We start from the raw sequence: 16,372 nt of genomic DNA, 5'->3' as shown, positions 1-16,372 counted from the left end.
TCAGACCAGGAATACGACGACGAGCGCGAGGATAACGAGCGTCTCCGGCAGGACGGTCAGGATCAGACCGTTGACGAAGAGACTGTCGTCCTCCGCGATGGCGCCCATCGCGGCCGCGCCGATTCCGCGCTCTGCGTACCCCGCACCGAACGCGGCGAGACCGACTGCGATAGCGGCGGCGGCGGTTGGTTCAAGAGCCGGGGCAGCTGCCTGTGTCTGCTGTAGGAGTGCTTCGAACATTGTCTTTGGTGTGTTTGACCGGATTCGTCTCCGAACGTGCGTAATTGGAGGTACGCGTCTCATAAAGCTTCCCAAACTGACTCGCCATATCGGTGCGAAGCGCCCGGACTCGCCGGTATTCGTGCGATTTGGGAATTAGTAACACGGCTGTCCCCGCCGAGGTGTGCGGGGGATCGAAACCCGAATCGACGCGGGGCGTTCGTCGTCCGACCCGCTCTCAGTCTTCGGTGGTGAAGCGCCGCTCGTAGCCGAAGGGCTCGTACTCGCGGCCGCCGCCGTCGAAGAACTTGTTGAAGAACTCGACGTACTCGAGACGCACCGCCTGCAGGCCGGCGCTCGTGACGCCGAGCGCGAGCACGAGCAGGTGGCCGAGCACGAGCACGAGGAGGCCGATCAGGATCGTCGCGGCGTCCCCGTGGACGAGCCCGCCGAACATGATCTCGGTCACCTCGTAGCCGTGATAACTCAGCGTTTCGTTCGGTCCGAGCGCCGAAACGGCGGCGGCGTCCGGCATCCCGCCGAGGCCGAAGTGCCAGCCGCCGTGGTCGTCGACGTACACGCCGAAAAAGAGGAGATTGACCGTGAAGGCCATCCCTGCCTTCGCGAGCAGCACCGCGGCGATACGGGTGTACGAGAGGACGTTGACGAGCACGTTCAGGAACTCGACGACCTCGATGGGCTCGCCGACCGCGAGAAGGACAAGCCCGACGACGAACACGAGAAGCGGCAGGGTGAACGGGCCGACGCCGGGAATGGTGAACAGCTCCATTGCCGGGAAGCCGCTAAAGCCGAGCGGGATCACGCCCTCGCTGGAGAACGTCGTGTAGATGAAGCCGGGGGCGACGCTGCTGAGCGCGTCGCTGAAGACCCACACCCACAGCCCGTTCATCATCAGCAGCCACGAGCCGTTCTCGTAGACCGCGTGCTTGAGGTCGTGAAGCTGGAAGTCCTCGACGAAGCCGAAGATCCACGCCACGTTGAGATGGAAGATGCCGATCAGGACGCTCACGACGAGCCACCCGCGGGCCCAGTCGACGCCGGCGGGCGAGAGCCCCTTCTCGATGGGCGGGTGTGACCACCCGAGCATTCCCTCCCAGAAGTACGTCGAGATCGAGTGGAGTCCAAATATCTCGCCGTAGAGGATTCCGAAGATGACCGTGAAGATCCCCGCGGCGATCGTCACGCCGCCCATACTCCGGAACGCCGGACGGTCCGCGAAGTTCGTGTAGAGGTAGTAACCGATCGCCGTGTAGATGACTCCGTACCCGAAGTCGCCGATCATGAACCCGAAGAATGCCGGGAACGTGAGAAAGAGGATGATCGTCGGGTCGAACTCGTAGTAGCTCGGGCGATTGACCGCCTGCACGAGGATCTCGAAGGGCTTGACCGCGCCCGGGTTGTCCTGTACCGTCGGCGGCTCGTCGTCGCTCATCACGACCGGGCTGCCGCCGTCGGCGCGGGCCGCGACGTCGGAGCCGCCGTCAGCGGCCGCTGCCCCGCCAGCGCCGGCGGCGGGGTACTCCTCGCGCACGTTGTCGCTGCCGTCCCGCGAGAACGTCGCGCGCTCGATCTCTTCGACGTCGACGCGCTCGCCGACGGCGTCTTTGATCGCGCCCTTGAACTCGGTGTACCGTTCGGCAGGGATCCACCCCTCGGCGACGAACGCGTTCTCGGTCGTCGCGAAGGACAGCGGCGCCTCGGTCTTCTGGACGTCGATCGAGAGCTTCTCCTCGGCGGCGAGGAGGAAGCCGGCGGCGTCTCGCTTCTCGGCTTCGAGTTCGTTCTCGACGGTCGAGAGCTTCGATTCGAGCTGCTGTTTCTCGTGTTCGAGCTCTCGGACGTACGACTCTGGGCTCCCGTCAGCGTCCGGGACCTCGACGGACGCGAAGTCGGCGCCGACGAGCGCGTCGGTGAGCGCCGAGTCGTCGGCGCCGGACGTCGGGTACGCGAAGACGGCGAGGACGCCGTCCCCGGCGAATATCTCGTGGGAGCGCAGGTCCTCGGCGTCGATGGTGGCGCGCTCGATCGCGTCGCGGTCGCCGCTACCGACGGCGACCTGCAGCGTGTCGTAGCCGCCCAAGAGGTCGAGATCGATCCCGAGGTCGACGAACGGATCGAGCGCGTCGAGTCGGTCCTCGACCTCTCTGATCTCCTGTCGGAGGTCCGCCCGGCGGTCGTCGAGCTCGTTGACTCGCGTGCGGATCTCCTCGAGTTCCGCGTCGAGGGCGTCGTCGGTGACGATGCGGGTCGGCCCGGCGTCGTCGGCGTCGACGTCGAGGATGCTCTCGAGCGAGCGGACCGTGACGAGTCGGTCCGAGGACTCCTCGGCCCCCTCGACGGGGCTCCCCGGTTCGAAGCCGTCCCACGAGCCGTCGTACTCGGTGACGTGCAGGAGGTGCAGGTCGTGGGCGGTCTCGATGACCTCGTCCATCACTGCCTTCGATCCCGTCACCGAGACCTTGCTCATCTGCTCAGGTCTGAGCATGTACCGCCTCCTCGAACTGACTGATCGCGTACTCGATCGCCTCCTCCGTGTTCTCCTCGGCCGACGCGACCAGTTTCTTTCGCGCCTCTCGACCCTCCTCCAGGCGCGCTTCGCGCTCCTCCTCGATCTCCTTGCGGGCCTCGGCGAGCCGCTCCGCTGCGTACTCGTCGGCCGCTTGTTCTGCCTCGCTGCGGATCTCCTCGGCCTCGCGACGGGCCGCCTCGATTCGCTCGTCGCGATCTTCCTCGGCCTCGCTGACGATGTCGTCGGCCTCGGACTCAGCCGCCTTGATCCGTTCGAGAACCTCTGGTCTCGGCATACTCGTATCACCGAAACGTTGCGCAACGCCGTATAAGGTGTTTGCGAAACACCCTCGGGAACCGGGGCGCTGCCGCGTCGGATCCGCACCGTTATGCATCACCCGGTCCAACGGCGACGCGATGGGTGTCCTCGAAGACAAGGCCAACGCGCGCCTGTTCTACAAGTACCTCTCGAAGGTCTACGACCGGATCAACCCCTTCATCTGGAACGAGGAGATGCGCGACGCGGCGCTGGAGTGGCTCGCCATCGAGGCCGACGAGCGCGTCCTCGACGTCGGCTGCGGCACCGGATTCGCCACCGAGGGACTGCTCCGCTACACCGACGACGTTCACGGGCTCGACCAGAGCCGACACCAACTGCAGAAGGCGTTCGCGAAGTTCGGCCCGAACGACCGCGTCCGGTTCTACCGCGGCGACGCCGAGCGGCTCCCCTTCCGCGAGGACGCCTTCGACGTCGTCTGGTCGTCGGGGTCGATCGAGTACTGGCCGAACCCGGTCGAAGCGCTCCGGGAGTTCCGCCGGGTCGTCGAACCGGGCGGCCGCGTCCTCGTCGTCGGGCCGGACTACCCGAACAACCGCGTCTTCCAGCACCTCGCGGACGCGATTATGCTCTTCTACGACGAGACGGAGGCCCAGCGGATGTTCGAGGAGGCCGGCTTCGTCGACATCGAACACCACATCCAGCAGGCCTACCCGTGGAGCCCGCGGGCGATCACGACCATCGCGCGCGTTCCCGAGGAAGCGTCAGACGAGAGCGGCGACTGAGTTCGGCGATCCGAACCGGACGAGTGGCGCCCGACGCGGAGCGGACGAGTGACGCCCGATTCTTCTCGCGTAATATACCCAGTCAGTCGAGGGTCCCGCTCACCCGGCCGACGCGGCGCCCCTCGACGGAGACGGTGACGGAGACGACACTCCCGGGGGACAGTTGCGGGTCGTTCGTCGCCGCGAGCCGGAACGACCCGGTCTCGCCGACCGACCAACGCCCGTCGCCCGCGACGTTGAACGGCCCCGTCGGCCCGCCGCGGAACCCCCGCGCCGCGAAGAACGGGACCGGCGGCTGGTGACGGAGCGACTCCCCGTCGATCGCGACGGCGAGTCGAACGTCGGCCATCCGAAGCGTCGGGCCCGCCTCGTGCGTGAGAGAGACCGTCCGGCCGTCGAGCCGGAGCGACAGTGCGACCGATCCCGACCCCCCACCGCGGTCCGGGCCGCCCGCGAGCCGTTCGTCGCCCGCGGCCGCCTGTACGGCCTCCGCGCCGGCGGCGACGACGCCGCCGAGGGCGACGCCGACGAAGAGCAGCAGTACCACACCGATCACGGGTGCTGTCGCGCGCGCTGTCACGTGGCGTCTGGTCCGTCATCGGGGAAAAACGCTCGCCGCCGACGGACTCGCGGTCCAGTCTCGAACTGCGACCGCTCAGCGCCGAGTCGGCCTCACGCGGTCGGCGTCGCCGTCCCCTCGCCGCTCGATCCCGTACTGTCGTTGATGTTACCGTAGACATACGGAGTCGGCGTCGGATCGACCGAGAGGAGAACGACCGAACTGCCGTCGATCGCGGTCACCTGGTAGGTGCCGTTCGGGGCGACCGTCCACAGCGACCCGTCCGGTCCCGTCCGCCCGACGACCGAACTCCGGCCGCCGGCGGGGCCGACGGTGATCTGCGCGTCGACGGGCTCGTCGGTCGCGGTGCTGTTGAGCTGCAGGCGCACGGGGCCGCCGGGGTAGGTCCGGTGCGCGGTCAGCTCGAGGCCGTCTTTGACCGCCGAGGTCGGCGAGCGCGTCGCCACCTGATCGATCGGGCGGTACTGGAACTCTTTGAACACGCGGGCGCTCCCGCTGTCGACGAACGAGACCAGCCGGCCGCGCTCGTGTTCGATGGTCACCCGCGTGCTGTCGCTGTCGGGGTTCCCGAGCGTGTCGTCGCGGAGGCGCTGGGCCGCGATCGTCGGGTACGCCTGCTCGGTCGCGTTCACCGCGTCGCCCAGCGAGAACGAGTCGCCGCTCCCCTCGCGGAGGGTCCCGCGGTACGTTTCGCGGACGTACGTCCCATCGCGGATGACGCTCAGCGTGACGCTGTCGGGGCCCGATTGAACGAAGAACCGCCCCGAGGCGGCCTCGCCGCGGAGGACCGCCGCCGCGTGCCCGCGCACCGGTCCCGTGAGCGTGTTCAGTTCGAGTTCGATGTTGCCGAACCGGGACGACGAGATGCTGAACTCCGGCGTCGAGTCCGCGAGCGACTGGAGCTGTTCGCGGCGCGCATCGAGGTCCCTCGCCTCGGCGTCGATCAGTGCGAGTTCGTAGAGAAGCCGTCGGGGCGGCAACTCCCCGGCGCCGTACGCCTCGACGACCTGCCGCTGCTGTGAGCGGAGCGTGACGAGCCGCTGTTCGACGGCGCTGACTTCCTGTAACAGGAACTGCTGGCGCGCTTCCGGGGACTCCGCGGATTCGACCCGCTCGACCACGGCCCCCGTCGACAGGTGGACGTCGGCCGTCGAGGTGGCGAAGGAGAGACCGCTCCCGAGTTCGACGTACTCGGTTTCGAGCGTGCTTCGGGTGGCCTCCTCGGACGGAATGCCGAGGACGTGGATCGGCGTCTCACCGCCGTCCGGTCCCGACACCTGCGCCGGTGGCGTCGTGGTCGCGGTCGATAGCTGACCCGCCGGAACCGACGGTCCCAGCGCCGGCGGAGTCTCCGACGCGAGCGTGTCAGCGCTCCCGCCGGTGTCGGTGTCCCCGAGCGCCGGGACGACGCCGGCGACCGAAGAGAGGATCAAGAGGAGGGCGACTGCGATCGGAACGGCACGCATACGACTGGCCTACGCCGGCGCGTTACTAAAAACGACGTCATTGTCGCCTCCCGCAGTGAGCCGGTCCGATGGAAAGCGTTTTGAGCGTTCCACGTGCACTGCACGTCAAATGCGGACGCCCGCGCTGGGGTTTGCCCTCCTCCTCGTCGTCGTCGCTGTCGTGCCAGCCTCGGCGTTCGCTGTCGACCCGGGCGCCGGCGTCTCCGACGCGCTGACCGACTCGGCCGCCTATCCGCAGTTGGACGACGGGGACGACGAAGGGCCCCGGACTACGGTCAGGATCGCTCTACGCCCCGATCGGAGCGCGGAGTGGCGCGTCCAGACGCGCTACTCGCTGGAATCGCAGAACGAGACGCGCGCGTTCAGATCCCTCGCGGCGCAGTACGAAGACGGCGAGGGCGACGCGGGGCCCGACGTGCGGCTCTTCGAGTCGCTGATGCAGCGTGCGAGCGATGCGACCGGTCGGTCGATGGCCATCGAGGACGTGGCGTATCACAGTTCAGTCTCGGAGTCCGGCGACCGCGGGACGCTCGCGCTCTCGTTCCGCTGGACGAACTTCCTCCGCGCGGGCGGCAACGAGACGCTCGTCCTCGACGACGTGTTCAGGCTCCCGACGGCCGAGAGCGACGAACAGCGGACGTGGCTGTCGATCTTCGACGCCGATCAGGAGATCGCCATCCACCCGCCGGACGGCTACACGGTGACGGGGACGAGCATCCCCGTCCAGCAGCGTGAGAGTGCGGTCGTCCTCGCACAGCCCTCCGACTTCGAGGGCGACAGCGAACTGCGGATCACCTACACAACCGTCGGGCCGGCCGATCAGTTGCCGATCGGCCTCCTCGCGGGCGGCGGGATCGTCGTCCTCGCGCTCCTGTCCGGCGCGTGGTGGTTCCGGCGCCGCGGCGACGGCGGCTGGGACTCGGTGCCGTCCTCACCCGAGGACCCCGGCGGCCCGGCGGTCGACGGACCGGCCGCCGAGGCGCGCGAGAACGGTGGTGAGGAGTTCTCGGGGGCGAACGGGGCCGCCGGATCGGAGGCAACCGCCCCCGACGCCGGAACGGGGACGGTGGACGCGTCGGGCGCCGGCGGATCAGTTTCCGTGACTGCGGGCGCAGACGGCGCCGCCGGATCGGCGGGCTCCGGTGACGAAGCGCCCGCCGATCAGACGGCCGCGGACGTCGACCTCTCGCTGCTCTCCGACGAGGAGCGCGTCGAACACCTGCTGGGTCGAAACGGCGGGCGGATGAAGCAGGCGACGATCGTCGACGAGACCGGGTGGTCCGACGCGAAGGTCTCGCAGCTGCTGTCGGCGATGGCCGACGAGGGCCGGGTCGAAAAGCTCCGGCTCGGCCGCGAGAACCTCATCTCGTTGCCCGAGGGGGCGGACACCGACGACGCGGAATCCGCCGATACCGCAGCCGGTCGAAGCGGCCTCGAAGGGCCGTCCGAAGGCGACGCGGAAGCCCATCGGCGCGGTTCCGACGCCGACGGAACGGACTAACCGCCCGCTCCGGCCCGCGCAGTCGGCGCGTTCGAAGCCTCGGTTTCGGAACCTCTTTTGCCGTCCCATCCGGAGAACCGGGTAATGGAGTATCTGGAGCGTCGGGTATCGATGGTCGAAACGCGCCTCGAAGAGGTTATCGAGGCGATCGATCCTCCGGAGCTATCCGACGAGGTCGCCCACGTCGCGCTGGCGGGCGGAAAGCGCGTTCGGCCCGCGGTAACGGTCCTCGCCTGTGAGGCCTGCGGCGGCGACCCCGCGGACGCTGTCGACTTCGCCGTCGCGATCGAGCTCGTTCACAACGCCTCGCTGGTCATCGACGATATCATCGACCGCTCGGACGTCCGGCGCGGAACGGCGAGCGCGTGGGCAGCGTACGGCTACGGCCCCGCGATCATCGCCTCGGACGGGCTGCTCGGCGAGGCGTTCGCGCTCCTCTCTCGGAACGATCACGCCACCCAGATCGTCGCGGAGTCGATGGTCGAACTCGGCGAGGGCGAGGCGACGGAACTGGTCGCTCGACCGACCGACGAGCGCGAGTACGTCGAGCTCGCCCGCCGGAAGACCGGCGCGCTGTTCCGGGCGGCGGCCGAACTCGGTGCCGTGGCCGCCGACGCGGACCCCTTCACCATCGAGGCGTTCGGCGAGTACGCCGAGCGCGTCGGCGTGGCGTTTCAGATCCGCGACGACGTGCTCGACGCGACCGCCGACGCGGCGGAACTCGGCAAGCCGACCGGGCAGGACGCCGAGATGGACCGGCCGTCGCTGGTCCAAGTCACCGAGCTGTCGGCCGAGGAGGCCAACGGGCGGGCCCACGAGCAGTCCGACCGGGCGCTCGAGGCCCTCGCGTCGTCGGACGTCGACGAGAGCGAACCGCTCGGCTACCTGCAGGACCTCGCGGAATTCGTCGTCGTCCGCGAGCGATAGCCCGTCTTCGGTTCTCGATCGGCCCTTCCGCGAGCGGTCTACGCTATCCTTGCGTCGCTTCCGCGGCGGTCGGGAACCGCGACTCCGCGATCGCGAACGCGAGCGTGCTGAACACGCCGAGGAGCGTGCCCGCCGTGAGGCCGACCGCCAGTTGGGTCATCGAGAACGACTCGACGCCCGCGATCCCCGGCGGCAGGAAGAACCCCGAGACGACGTAGAGGACGACGGCGATGGCGACGACGTAGAACGGGGCGTTCAGATAGCGCCACTTGAACCGGTCGGCCAGATACTCGTCGGTCACCTGCCCGAGGCTGGACGTGACGCCGGCGGCGGCGAACCACTGGACCGCGCCGTGGACGAGGGCGGCCAAGACCAGCGGGGGCGTCGTCTCGGCCGGGCTCGCACGGAGCGTCTCGACGAGCGCGTAGCCCCTGAATCCGCCCACGACGAGCAGCGCGGCGGCGGCGACGTAGGTGATGAGCGTCACGCGGCCCTCATAGAGGACATCGCGGACGCGGGCGGCCGTGTCGTCGACGGCGTCCTCCAGTCCGAGTCCCCGAAAGAGCGTGTAGAGACCCAAGAGCGCGGAGATGACGCCCAGCACGACCGCGCCGGGGATGTCGAAGAAGCTGGCGATCGTGACGAACGGGTAGATGAGAAGCAGGATGCCGAGCGGCACCAAGATCGTCCCGCGGGTCTCCGGGTCGGCGAGGACCTGCTTCATCGTGTAGTAGATCGATTCGAGGTCCTGGGCCTGCCGGACCACGACGCGGCGGACGCTGTCGATGGGGACGCGCGAGCGGACGATCGGCAGGACCGACTCGTCCTGCGCCCCGTCGGTGATGACGATCGAGCTGACGTTCTCGCCGGTCGACAGCCCGGCGAGCACGCGGTCGATCTCCTCGCCGATCGCCCGGTTGGCCTTCACGTCGCCGCCCTGCGTGCCGGTGACGGCAGCCACCTCGACGTCCTCCTCGACGCCGGGGTCCGCGCTGAGGTCGTCGTACTCGTGGATCCCCTGAAACAGCACGTTGACGTCGGAGTCCTCTGGGTCGGCCGTCGCGAGTTCGACAGCCGCGGTCTCGACGGCGTCGCGGCCGACGACCGGCGTGTCCAGCCCGGTCTTGCGGCCGAGGTCGTCGTCGAGGTCGACACAGAGGACCAACAGCATCTGTGGGACCTTCGCCGCCGGAGTATATTTGTTTTCGGGACGCTCGCGGCCGCGGACAGGAGGAGACAGGACTCAGAAGCCGCCAAAAACGGGCGCCCGGCCGCCCCGGGAGACGGTCGACCGATCGGCGTCGGTCCAAGTAGCACGACTTTTGAGTCTCGGGACGGTACCGTAGGAGAACGAATGATCTCGAAGGGCTGTGAGCAGTGCGCGAAAGGCGGCAAGATGGTGCTTTTCGTCTACGGCTACTGCGACCAGCGCGACTGCTTTTACTGCCCGCTCGGCGAGAACCGCAAGAACGTCACCGACGTCTACGCGAACGAGCGCCTCGTCGAATCCGACGCCGACGTCATCGAGGAGGCGCGGCGGATGGACGCCCTCGGGACCTCGATCACGGGCGGAGAGCCCCAGGAGGCGATGGAGAAGACCTGTCGGTACCTCTCGCTTCTGAAAGACGAGTTCGGCGAGGACCACCACACGCACCTCTACACCGGGATCACGGGGGGGAGAGAGAACATGCGACGGCTCTCGGAAGCCGGCCTCGACGAGATCCGGTTCCACCCGCCGTACGAGCTGTGGGGCGACCTCCACGGCACCGAGTGGGAGGAGATCCTCTACGTCGCCCGCGAGGAGGGGCTCACGCCCGCGTTCGAGATCCCCGGGATCCGGGCGGAATCGGAGTTCCTCGAGTTCCTCGACGAGGGCGCCGCGGACTTCTGCAACGTCAACGAGTTCGAGATGAGCGACGGCAACTACCGCCGGATGCAGGAGGCGGGGTACGAACTCCAAGAGGGCCACATGTCCGCGGTCGACGGATCGAAAGAGGAGATTCTCGACTCGATGGGCGACCACGAGCGCGTGTACTTCTGTACGTCGGTGTTCAAAGACGCCGCCCAGCACCGCAACCGGCTCAAACGGATGGCACGCTCGATCCGCCGGCCGTTCGACGAGGTCACCGACGACGGGACGCTCGTCTACGGGAAGACGTGGATCCAGCCCGAGGAGCTGGACGCGCTCGGCGTCGCCGAGGAGTTCTACACGGTCAAATCGAACCACGTCGAGGTCGCGTGGTGGCTCTTAGAGGAGATGATCGAGGCGGGCGACGTCGCCGAGGGCGAGATCGTCGAGCAGTATCCGACGGCCGACGGCACAGTCGTCGAGCGGACGCCGCTGGCGTAGCGGATGCGCTTGTAACGGCTGGCATAGCGGACGTGCTTGCTCCGTTCTCGATCGCGCGTCGCGTGCGAGCGGCCGACCGTGAGCGGGAGGACTCCCGCTCGCTACGCGTCAGTTCCCCCCGCGCCGACTCGCTCGCTTCCGCCCCGACTCTGCCGTCAGCGCCGCATAGAGACTCGGAACGAGCGCGGCCGCCGCGCCCACCAGCAGCCACTCGCCGAGCGCGCCACCGCGAACGACGCCGATGGCGACGATTCCGAGGCCGATCAGCCCGCCGCCCGACGCGGCGAGCCGCTTCGTTCGGGCGTCGGGGTCGACGCCGCGCGCGGTCCCGTAGAGCGCGGCGCCGAGTCCCGAGACGGCGCCGGCGGCGACGCCCGTGAGCGGACTGTCTACGAGCAGTCCGGCGACGGCGAGCGCGAGACCGACGGCGGCACCGACGAGGACGGTCGTCTCCGGCGACAACGGATTGACGTCTGCCCCGTACCGGACGGCGTAGGCCGCGGGCGGGGCAAAGAGCACGAGCCCGACCAGCCACGCGACGAGCGGCGTTTCGGGGGCGAGCGCGGGCCGGTCGAGAAGCACGGAGAGCGCCCCGAGTCCCGCGACGGTCCCGCCCGCGGCGAGTACCCAGCGCGGTCGGATCGTCGCCGCGGGGTCGTCGTCGCGGACGACGCCGAAGCCGACGAAGGGGTACGAGACGAGCGCGGCGACGACGACGGTGTCGTACAGGCTCCAGCCGAGGGTGATTCCCGTGACGACGACGGAGACCCCGAGGAAGACGCCGATAAGGACGGCGAACTCGGGGACGCGGCGGGTCATAGTCGGGGTCGGTTCGAGACGCCCGAAAGCGTTGCGGGTGGCGGCGAACACGCGCTGACACGGGAGATCGATCCACGAACCCGCAAGCGTTTAGACAGGCCGCGAACTACAGTTTGCTATGTCTGACTGTCCGCTGGCCGACGACTGCCCCCGGTATTCGGAGCGAATCGATGGGATGGGGTGTCAGTACTACGGCGACCGCGGCGGCGCGGAGTGGTGTAACAACTACGAGCAGCCCATCCGCGACCTGAAGGCCCAACCCGTCAAGCCCGGCGAGGAGATCGTCGTCGACGTCGACGACATCCACGAGAGCGGAGCGGGCGTCGGCCGGACGGACGACGGGTTCATCGTGCTCGTCGACGGCCTCCTGCCGGAGGCGCGCGCTGTCGTCCGAATCGACCGCGTGAAGTCGAACCACGCGACCGCGAAGAAGGTCGTCGAACGGCTGCCCCTCGACGGCGAGGGCGACGCCGAAGAGGACGCGAGCGAGGACGGAGGCGCGGACGCGAGCGCTGACGACACCGAGGACGCGGACAGTCGCGACGACACCGGGCCGGGACGACCGACGGCGCTCGGCAGCCGCGACAACTTCTGGGGCGGGTAACGACGCGCGAGCGGCGGTTCGAGGCGGTACGGACAGTCATACTGCTGGTGGGCGTTTTTCGGTGGGTTCGCTTTTTGTCCCGCGATATTCGGCGGTGTCGACGATCGACTGCTTCCCCTCCGGACGAGGCCGCGCTTCTGTAGGCTTTTTGCGGGTGGCCGTCGACGAGCCCATATGGACGAGGCCGACCGAGACGGCGACGAACGCGGGGCGGTCGACGACGCCGACGAGTCGGACGTCAATGACGAGGGGTCGTCGGGGGGGTCGTCAGCGTCGTCGTCAGCATCGAAATCGGCGTCGACGGCACCGGTCGACGGCGATGCCGACGCCGATGCGGAGATCGACGTCGACGCGGTGCTCTCGGAGACCGGATTCGACCCCGACGAGAGCGTGCTGACGCGTCGGCAGGCGGAGGTGCTGGCGCTGCGCGAACGAGGCCTCCGGCAGTCCCGGATCGCCTCGATGTTGGGGACCTCGCGGGCGAACGTCTCAAGCGTCGAATCGAGCGCCCGACGGAACGTCGAGAAGGCCCGCGAGACCGTCGCCTTCGCCGAGGCGCTGGCCGCGCCGGTACAGGTCTCCGTCGAGGAGGGGACCGACCTCTACGACGTGCCGAAGCAGGTGTACGACGCGTGCGACGCGGCCGGCGTGAAGGCGAACCGGACCGCCCCGGAGCTGATGAAGTCGGTCTCCGACGCCGCCGGTGACGCGGTTCAGGGGCGGGAGGTCCGAGAGCCGCTGCTCGTGGGCGTGACCGCCAGCGGGCGCGTGCAGGTGCGACGCTCCGCGGAGTAGTTCAGAACTCGCCGCGGTCTTCCAGTGACCGAACGAGGGATTTGACGTCTTGGGCGCGGTCTTTCGGGACGACCAGCACGCGATCGTCCCAGCTGACGACGGCGAGATCGGAGACGCCGACGAGCGAGACGTGTGCGCCGTCGCCGGCCACGACGTTGTCGGCGGCGTCGAGCGTTCGAACGGTCACGTCGCCGACCGCGACGTTCTCAGCGTCGTCGGCATCGACACCCGCTGCCGCGTCGAAGTCGGCGGCGCGTTCCAGCGCGTCCCACGATCCGATGTCGTCCCACGGGAACGAGACCGGAACGACCGCGACCTCCTCCGACGTCTCGAAGATCGCGTAGTCGACGCTCACGGCGTCAGTCGATCTGAACGCCGCGGCCGCGGCCGATTCGCCCTCCGGGATCGATCCGTTCCCCTCGGTACGTCCGCTTTCCCCGGTCGGTCCGCCGCTCTCCGCCGACCGGAGCGCGTCGAGCAGTGGCGAGAGCGGCGACGACGACGCGGCGTCGAGAAAGACCGCCGGCCGGAAGGCGAAGAGGCCGGCGTTCCAGTAGTATCCCGTCTCGACGTACGCCTCGGCGGTCTCGGCGTCGGGCTTCTCGTGGAACGACGCGACGGGCAGCCAGTCGGTGTCTCCGTCCGGGCCGACGTCCCCGTCCGGATCCGCGGGCTCGATGTACCCGTATCCGGTCTCGGGCCGCGTGGGCTCGACGCCGAAGGTGACGAGTCGGTCCACCGCGGCGGCGACGTCGGTGCCGCGGCCGACGGCCTCGGCGAACCCCTCGCCGACGAGGTGATCGCTGGGCAGCGCGAGGACGACGCAGTCGTCGTACCGCCGACCGATCCGGTGTGTCGCGTAGAGGAGCGCCGGCCCGGTATCGCGTCCGGCGGGTTCGACGAGAACCGCCGCATCGGGGACGCGGGACCTGACGCCCTCGGCGTACGATTCGCGGGTGATGACCACGACCTCGTCGGCGACAGCGCGGGCGCGGGAGACGGTCCGTTCGAGGAGCGACGCGCCCGAGTCGGCATCGGTGTCGTCATCGGAGTTGGCATCGGTGTCGTCATCGGCGTCGGCATCGGCCTCGGCGCGCGCCCCACCAGCCAGCGAGAGGAACTGCTTCGGGCGGTCCGAGCGGCTGGCGGGGTACAGTCGCGAGCCGGTGCCGCCCGCGAGCACGACGGCGACGACGGGAAGGGACTCCGTCGGCATCACCACGTCTCCACAATGCCGTCTCGGAGGTCCTCGACACAGCCCTCACAGTCCGGGTGGCCCGCCTCGAAGCACGCCGGACGGGCGTCGTCGACGGCGGCGGCGCGGCGCTCGGCATCGCGTCGACAGACGATTCGGACGTTCCCCGCGCCGTCGCGTGGGATCGAGTCCGGGACCGCGTGGCTGCCCCCGTTCTCCGCTGCCCCCTCGTCTCCGCTCCCCGCAGCACGATCGGACCCGTCCCGCCCCGCCCGGTAGGCGTCTCTGACGCGTGCGTACTGGCGGCCGGCCTCCCGGAACTGACGCCGGAAGAGCCGTTCGAGGCGGTCGTTCATCGCCGGGAGATGGGGTCGCGACCGGTATAGGTCCGTTGGTGGCGAGGGCGGATGTGCGGCGGCGCGGTGGAATGCGGCGGCGTGGCGGTTGTGTGGTGGAATGCGGCGGTATGGACTACTCGGGCGCCCCGACGTTTCACTTTCACCCCGGTTACGACACTTTATTACTCATCGGGAACCAACTGCCCTGTGCCTCCCAACGGAAAACAAGGTGGAGGCGAGTGAAACTATGTCAGACCTGCGAACACACGCAGCGGAGATAGCCGAACAGTTCTCGGAGCACCTCGACGTGGACGACGACGACGTCGAAGAGCGACTGCGGAACCTCGTCGACGAGTACCGGGTCCCGGTCGAGGAGGCGCGTCGATCGGTGATCAACAGCTACCTCGACGAGGCCGGCCTCGACCGCGAGGAGATCGGACGCGGCGGCAACGACGAGGTCCGCCTCGCCGACATCGACGAGGACGAGCAGTGGATCGACGTGACCGCGAAGGTCGTCGAACTCTGGGAGCCCCGGAGCGACTCCATCGCGCAGGTGGGGCTGCTCGGCGACGAGTCGGGCCGCACGAAGTTCGTCGCCTTCGAGACCTCAGACCTGCCGGAACTCGAGGAGGGCGCGGTCTACCGCCTCGGAAACGTCGTCACCGACGAGTACCAGGGTAACTTCTCGGTGAAGCTCAACAAGACGACGTCCATCGAAGAACTCGACGAGGACATCGAGGTCGGCGACGACGCCGTCACTGTCGAGGGCGCGCTCGTCGACATCCAGTCCGGGAGCGGACTGATCAAGCGCTGCCCCGAGGAGGGCTGCACGCGCGTCCTCCAGAACGGCCGCTGCTCTGAGCACGGCGACGTCGACGGCGAGTTCGACCTGCGGATCAAGGGCGTCCTCGACGACGGCGCGGAGGTCCACGAGGTGATCTTCGGCCGCGAGATGACCGAAGCGCTCACCGGGATCGAACTCGACGAGGCCCAGCAGATGGCGATGGACGCCCTCGACACGACGGTCGTCGTCGAGGAGATGCGCGAGGACCTCATCGGCCGGTACTACCGGGTTTCGGGCCCCGAACTCGGTCGGTACGTCCTCGCCGACGACGTGGAGCGACTCGCCGAGCCGGCGGATCCGGAAGCGGTGCTGATCAAAGCGAGGTCGATCTGAGATGAGCGCAAACGAGATTCCGTCCCGAGAAGTCGCACGACGTGTGTTCGCAGACGAGTTCAACGACGCCGCCTTCACCTTCAAAGAGTCCGACGACGACCGCGCGCCGGTGTATCTCCTGCTCCCGACGGGGGAGAAGGCGAACCGCGTCTTCTTCGTCGGCACGCTGACCGAGAAAGACGACGTGGGCGAGGACAACGAGTACTGGCGCGGGCGCATCGTCGACCCCACGGGAACGTTCTTCGTCTACGCCGGCCAGTACCAGCCCGAGGCCGCGAGCACGCTTCGCGAACTCGAAGCGCCGGCGTACGTCGCCGTCGTCGGCAAGCCGCGGACGTACGAGACCGACGACGGGTCGGTCAACGTCTCGGTCAGGCCGGAGTCGATCCAAGTCGTCGACGCCGCGACTCGGGATCGGTGGGTCGTCGAGACCGCAGAGCGGACCCTCGATCGCATCGGGGCGTTCGAGCAGGAGGGCAACGAGTACGCGCGGATGGCCCGCGAGGAGTACGACCTCCCGATCGACCGCTACAAGCAGTCGGCGGTGTCGGCGCTCGAGAGTCTCGATGAGTCCGACAGCGACGAACTCGGCCTCGACGGTGGCGTGAGCGACGACGAGGGCGAGTCCGGTGACGAGGACGTGATCGACGACGAGGGCGACGGGGCGGCCGACCTGCAGCCCGAACAGTAGTCCGCCGTCTCGGCCCGTCTCTCCCTCTTCCGTCGCTTTTTTCGAACGACGCTCGAGCCGAACCTCGGTAGCGTCTGACGAAGCGTTAAGTACGTCGGCGAACGACGTGTGAGCGAGAC

General features: G+C 68.6%; 17 protein-coding genes. 8 read left to right on the top strand and 9 right to left on the bottom strand.

All coding sequences use genetic code 11. From position 1 onward, the window contains the following. The 3 genes from ACT3HL_RS12525 to ACT3HL_RS12515 form a co-directional block, all read right to left on the bottom strand. Positions 1-240, bottom strand: a complete 240-nt coding sequence (locus ACT3HL_RS12525) for a hypothetical protein (protein WP_445087174.1) — start codon at positions 238-240, stop codon at positions 1-3. Between the two features lie 217 nt (positions 241-457). After that, a complete protein-coding gene (locus ACT3HL_RS12520) occupies positions 458-2,725 on the bottom strand; it encodes a V-type ATPase 116kDa subunit family protein (protein WP_445087173.1) in 2,268 nt (755 codons plus the stop codon). Next, positions 2,712-3,044: an ATP synthase archaeal subunit H gene (locus ACT3HL_RS12515; RefSeq protein WP_445087172.1), complete on the bottom strand. Its 333-nt coding sequence runs from the start codon at positions 3,042-3,044 to the stop codon at positions 2,712-2,714. The genes ACT3HL_RS12520 and ACT3HL_RS12515 overlap by 14 nt, the downstream gene beginning before the upstream one ends. A 121-nt stretch (positions 3,045-3,165) precedes the next feature. On the opposite strand from ACT3HL_RS12515, the gene ACT3HL_RS12510 reads away from it, so the two are divergent. Continuing rightward, on the top strand, positions 3,166-3,810 hold the full coding sequence (locus ACT3HL_RS12510) for a methyltransferase domain-containing protein (protein WP_445087171.1): 645 nt from the start codon (positions 3,166-3,168) through the stop codon (positions 3,808-3,810). A gap of 82 nt (positions 3,811-3,892) precedes the next feature. Here ACT3HL_RS12510 and ACT3HL_RS12505 read toward each other — a convergent pair whose 3' ends face one another. Together ACT3HL_RS12505 and ACT3HL_RS12500 are read right to left on the bottom strand one after the other, a co-directional pair. Continuing rightward, the gene (locus ACT3HL_RS12505; protein ID WP_445087170.1) at positions 3,893-4,390 is read right to left on the bottom strand and encodes a type IV pilin; all 498 of its coding nucleotides are present in this window, start codon (positions 4,388-4,390) and stop codon (positions 3,893-3,895) included. A gap of 92 nt (positions 4,391-4,482) precedes the next feature. Then, positions 4,483-5,856: a DUF7096 domain-containing protein gene (locus ACT3HL_RS12500; RefSeq protein WP_445087169.1), complete on the bottom strand. Its 1,374-nt coding sequence runs from the start codon at positions 5,854-5,856 to the stop codon at positions 4,483-4,485. 109 nt (positions 5,857-5,965) lie between these two features. On the opposite strand from ACT3HL_RS12500, the gene ACT3HL_RS12495 reads away from it, so the two are divergent. Both ACT3HL_RS12495 and ACT3HL_RS12490 read left to right on the top strand, forming a co-directional pair. Beyond that, positions 5,966-7,357: a DUF7345 domain-containing protein gene (locus tag ACT3HL_RS12495; RefSeq protein ID WP_445087168.1), complete on the top strand. Its 1,392-nt coding sequence runs from the start codon at positions 5,966-5,968 to the stop codon at positions 7,355-7,357. 84 nt (positions 7,358-7,441) lie between these two features. Continuing rightward, a complete protein-coding gene (locus ACT3HL_RS12490; RefSeq protein WP_445087167.1) occupies positions 7,442-8,284 on the top strand; it encodes a polyprenyl synthetase family protein in 843 nt (280 codons plus the stop codon). 43 nt (positions 8,285-8,327) lie between these two features. On the opposite strand, the gene ACT3HL_RS12485 is transcribed toward ACT3HL_RS12490, so the two are convergent. Continuing rightward, positions 8,328-9,455 (bottom strand): DUF373 family protein, encoded by a 1,128-nt coding sequence (locus ACT3HL_RS12485; protein WP_445087166.1) that lies wholly within the window; start codon positions 9,453-9,455, stop codon positions 8,328-8,330. A 183-nt stretch (positions 9,456-9,638) separates the two neighbouring features. Between ACT3HL_RS12485 and ACT3HL_RS12480 the strand changes: the two genes are divergently transcribed. Next, on the top strand, positions 9,639-10,634 hold the full coding sequence (locus ACT3HL_RS12480; RefSeq protein ID WP_445087165.1) for a radical SAM protein: 996 nt from the start codon (positions 9,639-9,641) through the stop codon (positions 10,632-10,634). 108 nt (positions 10,635-10,742) lie between these two features. On the opposite strand, the gene ACT3HL_RS12475 is transcribed toward ACT3HL_RS12480, so the two are convergent. Beyond that, positions 10,743-11,453, bottom strand: coding sequence for a hypothetical protein (locus ACT3HL_RS12475; protein ID WP_445087164.1), 711 nt, complete (start codon positions 11,451-11,453; stop codon positions 10,743-10,745). A 118-nt stretch (positions 11,454-11,571) separates the two neighbouring features. On the opposite strand from ACT3HL_RS12475, the gene ACT3HL_RS12470 reads away from it, so the two are divergent. Both ACT3HL_RS12470 and ACT3HL_RS12465 read left to right on the top strand, forming a co-directional pair. Beyond that, positions 11,572-12,057, top strand: coding sequence for a TRAM domain-containing protein (locus tag ACT3HL_RS12470; RefSeq protein WP_445087163.1), 486 nt, complete (start codon positions 11,572-11,574; stop codon positions 12,055-12,057). 174 nt (positions 12,058-12,231) lie between these two features. Further along, the gene (locus tag ACT3HL_RS12465) at positions 12,232-12,852 is read left to right on the top strand and encodes a Tfx family DNA-binding protein (protein WP_445087162.1); all 621 of its coding nucleotides are present in this window, start codon (positions 12,232-12,234) and stop codon (positions 12,850-12,852) included. Position 12,853: 1 nt separating this feature from the next. Here the strand turns inward: ACT3HL_RS12465 and ACT3HL_RS12460 are convergent, their stop codons facing one another. Together ACT3HL_RS12460 and ACT3HL_RS12455 are read right to left on the bottom strand one after the other, a co-directional pair. Next, positions 12,854-14,068, bottom strand: a complete 1,215-nt coding sequence (locus ACT3HL_RS12460) for a sugar phosphate nucleotidyltransferase (protein ID WP_445087161.1) — start codon at positions 14,066-14,068, stop codon at positions 12,854-12,856. After that, entirely contained in the window at positions 14,068-14,403 is a 336-nt protein-coding gene (locus ACT3HL_RS12455) for a DUF7091 family protein (RefSeq protein WP_445087160.1), read from the bottom strand. The genes ACT3HL_RS12460 and ACT3HL_RS12455 overlap by 1 nt, the downstream gene beginning before the upstream one ends. 229 nt (positions 14,404-14,632) lie before the next feature. Between ACT3HL_RS12455 and ACT3HL_RS12450 the strand changes: the two genes are divergently transcribed. Both ACT3HL_RS12450 and ACT3HL_RS12445 read left to right on the top strand, forming a co-directional pair. After that, the gene (locus ACT3HL_RS12450) at positions 14,633-15,562 is read left to right on the top strand and encodes a replication factor A (RefSeq protein WP_445087159.1); all 930 of its coding nucleotides are present in this window, start codon (positions 14,633-14,635) and stop codon (positions 15,560-15,562) included. Position 15,563: 1 nt separating this feature from the next. Then, positions 15,564-16,253 carry an RPA family protein gene (locus tag ACT3HL_RS12445; RefSeq protein WP_445087158.1) on the top strand — a complete coding sequence of 230 codons (690 nt, stop codon included), beginning with the start codon at positions 15,564-15,566 and terminating at the stop codon, positions 16,251-16,253. The last annotated feature ends 119 nt before the right edge of the window (positions 16,254-16,372 follow it).

Source organism: Halobellus sp. GM3 (assembly GCF_052545375.1).
The sequence above is the reverse complement of the archived record's forward strand: the minus strand, read 5'-3'. Positions and strand labels throughout refer to the sequence as shown.

What these genes read in the sequence shown, in the direction of transcription:
- ACT3HL_RS12525 (WP_445087174.1), bottom strand. Translation starts at nt 240, where the DNA reads ATGTTCGAAGCACTCCTACAGCAGACACAGGCAGCTGCCCCGGCTCTT.
- ACT3HL_RS12520 (WP_445087173.1), bottom strand. Translation starts at nt 2,725, where the DNA reads ATGCTCAGACCTGAGCAGATGAGCAAGGTCTCGGTGACGGGATCGAAG.
- ACT3HL_RS12515 (WP_445087172.1), bottom strand. Translation starts at nt 3,044, where the DNA reads ATGCCGAGACCAGAGGTTCTCGAACGGATCAAGGCGGCTGAGTCCGAG.
- ACT3HL_RS12510 (WP_445087171.1), top strand. Translation starts at nt 3,166, where the DNA reads ATGGGTGTCCTCGAAGACAAGGCCAACGCGCGCCTGTTCTACAAGTAC.
- ACT3HL_RS12500 (WP_445087169.1), bottom strand. Translation starts at nt 5,856, where the DNA reads ATGCGTGCCGTTCCGATCGCAGTCGCCCTCCTCTTGATCCTCTCTTCG.
- ACT3HL_RS12495 (WP_445087168.1), top strand. Translation starts at nt 5,966, where the DNA reads ATGCGGACGCCCGCGCTGGGGTTTGCCCTCCTCCTCGTCGTCGTCGCT.
- ACT3HL_RS12490 (WP_445087167.1), top strand. Translation starts at nt 7,442, where the DNA reads ATGGAGTATCTGGAGCGTCGGGTATCGATGGTCGAAACGCGCCTCGAA.
- ACT3HL_RS12485 (WP_445087166.1), bottom strand. Translation starts at nt 9,455, where the DNA reads ATGCTGTTGGTCCTCTGTGTCGACCTCGACGACGACCTCGGCCGCAAG.
- ACT3HL_RS12480 (WP_445087165.1), top strand. Translation starts at nt 9,639, where the DNA reads ATGATCTCGAAGGGCTGTGAGCAGTGCGCGAAAGGCGGCAAGATGGTG.
- ACT3HL_RS12475 (WP_445087164.1), bottom strand. Translation starts at nt 11,453, where the DNA reads ATGACCCGCCGCGTCCCCGAGTTCGCCGTCCTTATCGGCGTCTTCCTC.
- ACT3HL_RS12470 (WP_445087163.1), top strand. Translation starts at nt 11,572, where the DNA reads ATGTCTGACTGTCCGCTGGCCGACGACTGCCCCCGGTATTCGGAGCGA.
- ACT3HL_RS12465 (WP_445087162.1), top strand. Translation starts at nt 12,232, where the DNA reads ATGGACGAGGCCGACCGAGACGGCGACGAACGCGGGGCGGTCGACGAC.
- ACT3HL_RS12460 (WP_445087161.1), bottom strand. Translation starts at nt 14,068, where the DNA reads ATGCCGACGGAGTCCCTTCCCGTCGTCGCCGTCGTGCTCGCGGGCGGC.
- ACT3HL_RS12455 (WP_445087160.1), bottom strand. Translation starts at nt 14,403, where the DNA reads ATGAACGACCGCCTCGAACGGCTCTTCCGGCGTCAGTTCCGGGAGGCC.
- ACT3HL_RS12450 (WP_445087159.1), top strand. Translation starts at nt 14,633, where the DNA reads ATGTCAGACCTGCGAACACACGCAGCGGAGATAGCCGAACAGTTCTCG.
- ACT3HL_RS12445 (WP_445087158.1), top strand. Translation starts at nt 15,564, where the DNA reads ATGAGCGCAAACGAGATTCCGTCCCGAGAAGTCGCACGACGTGTGTTC.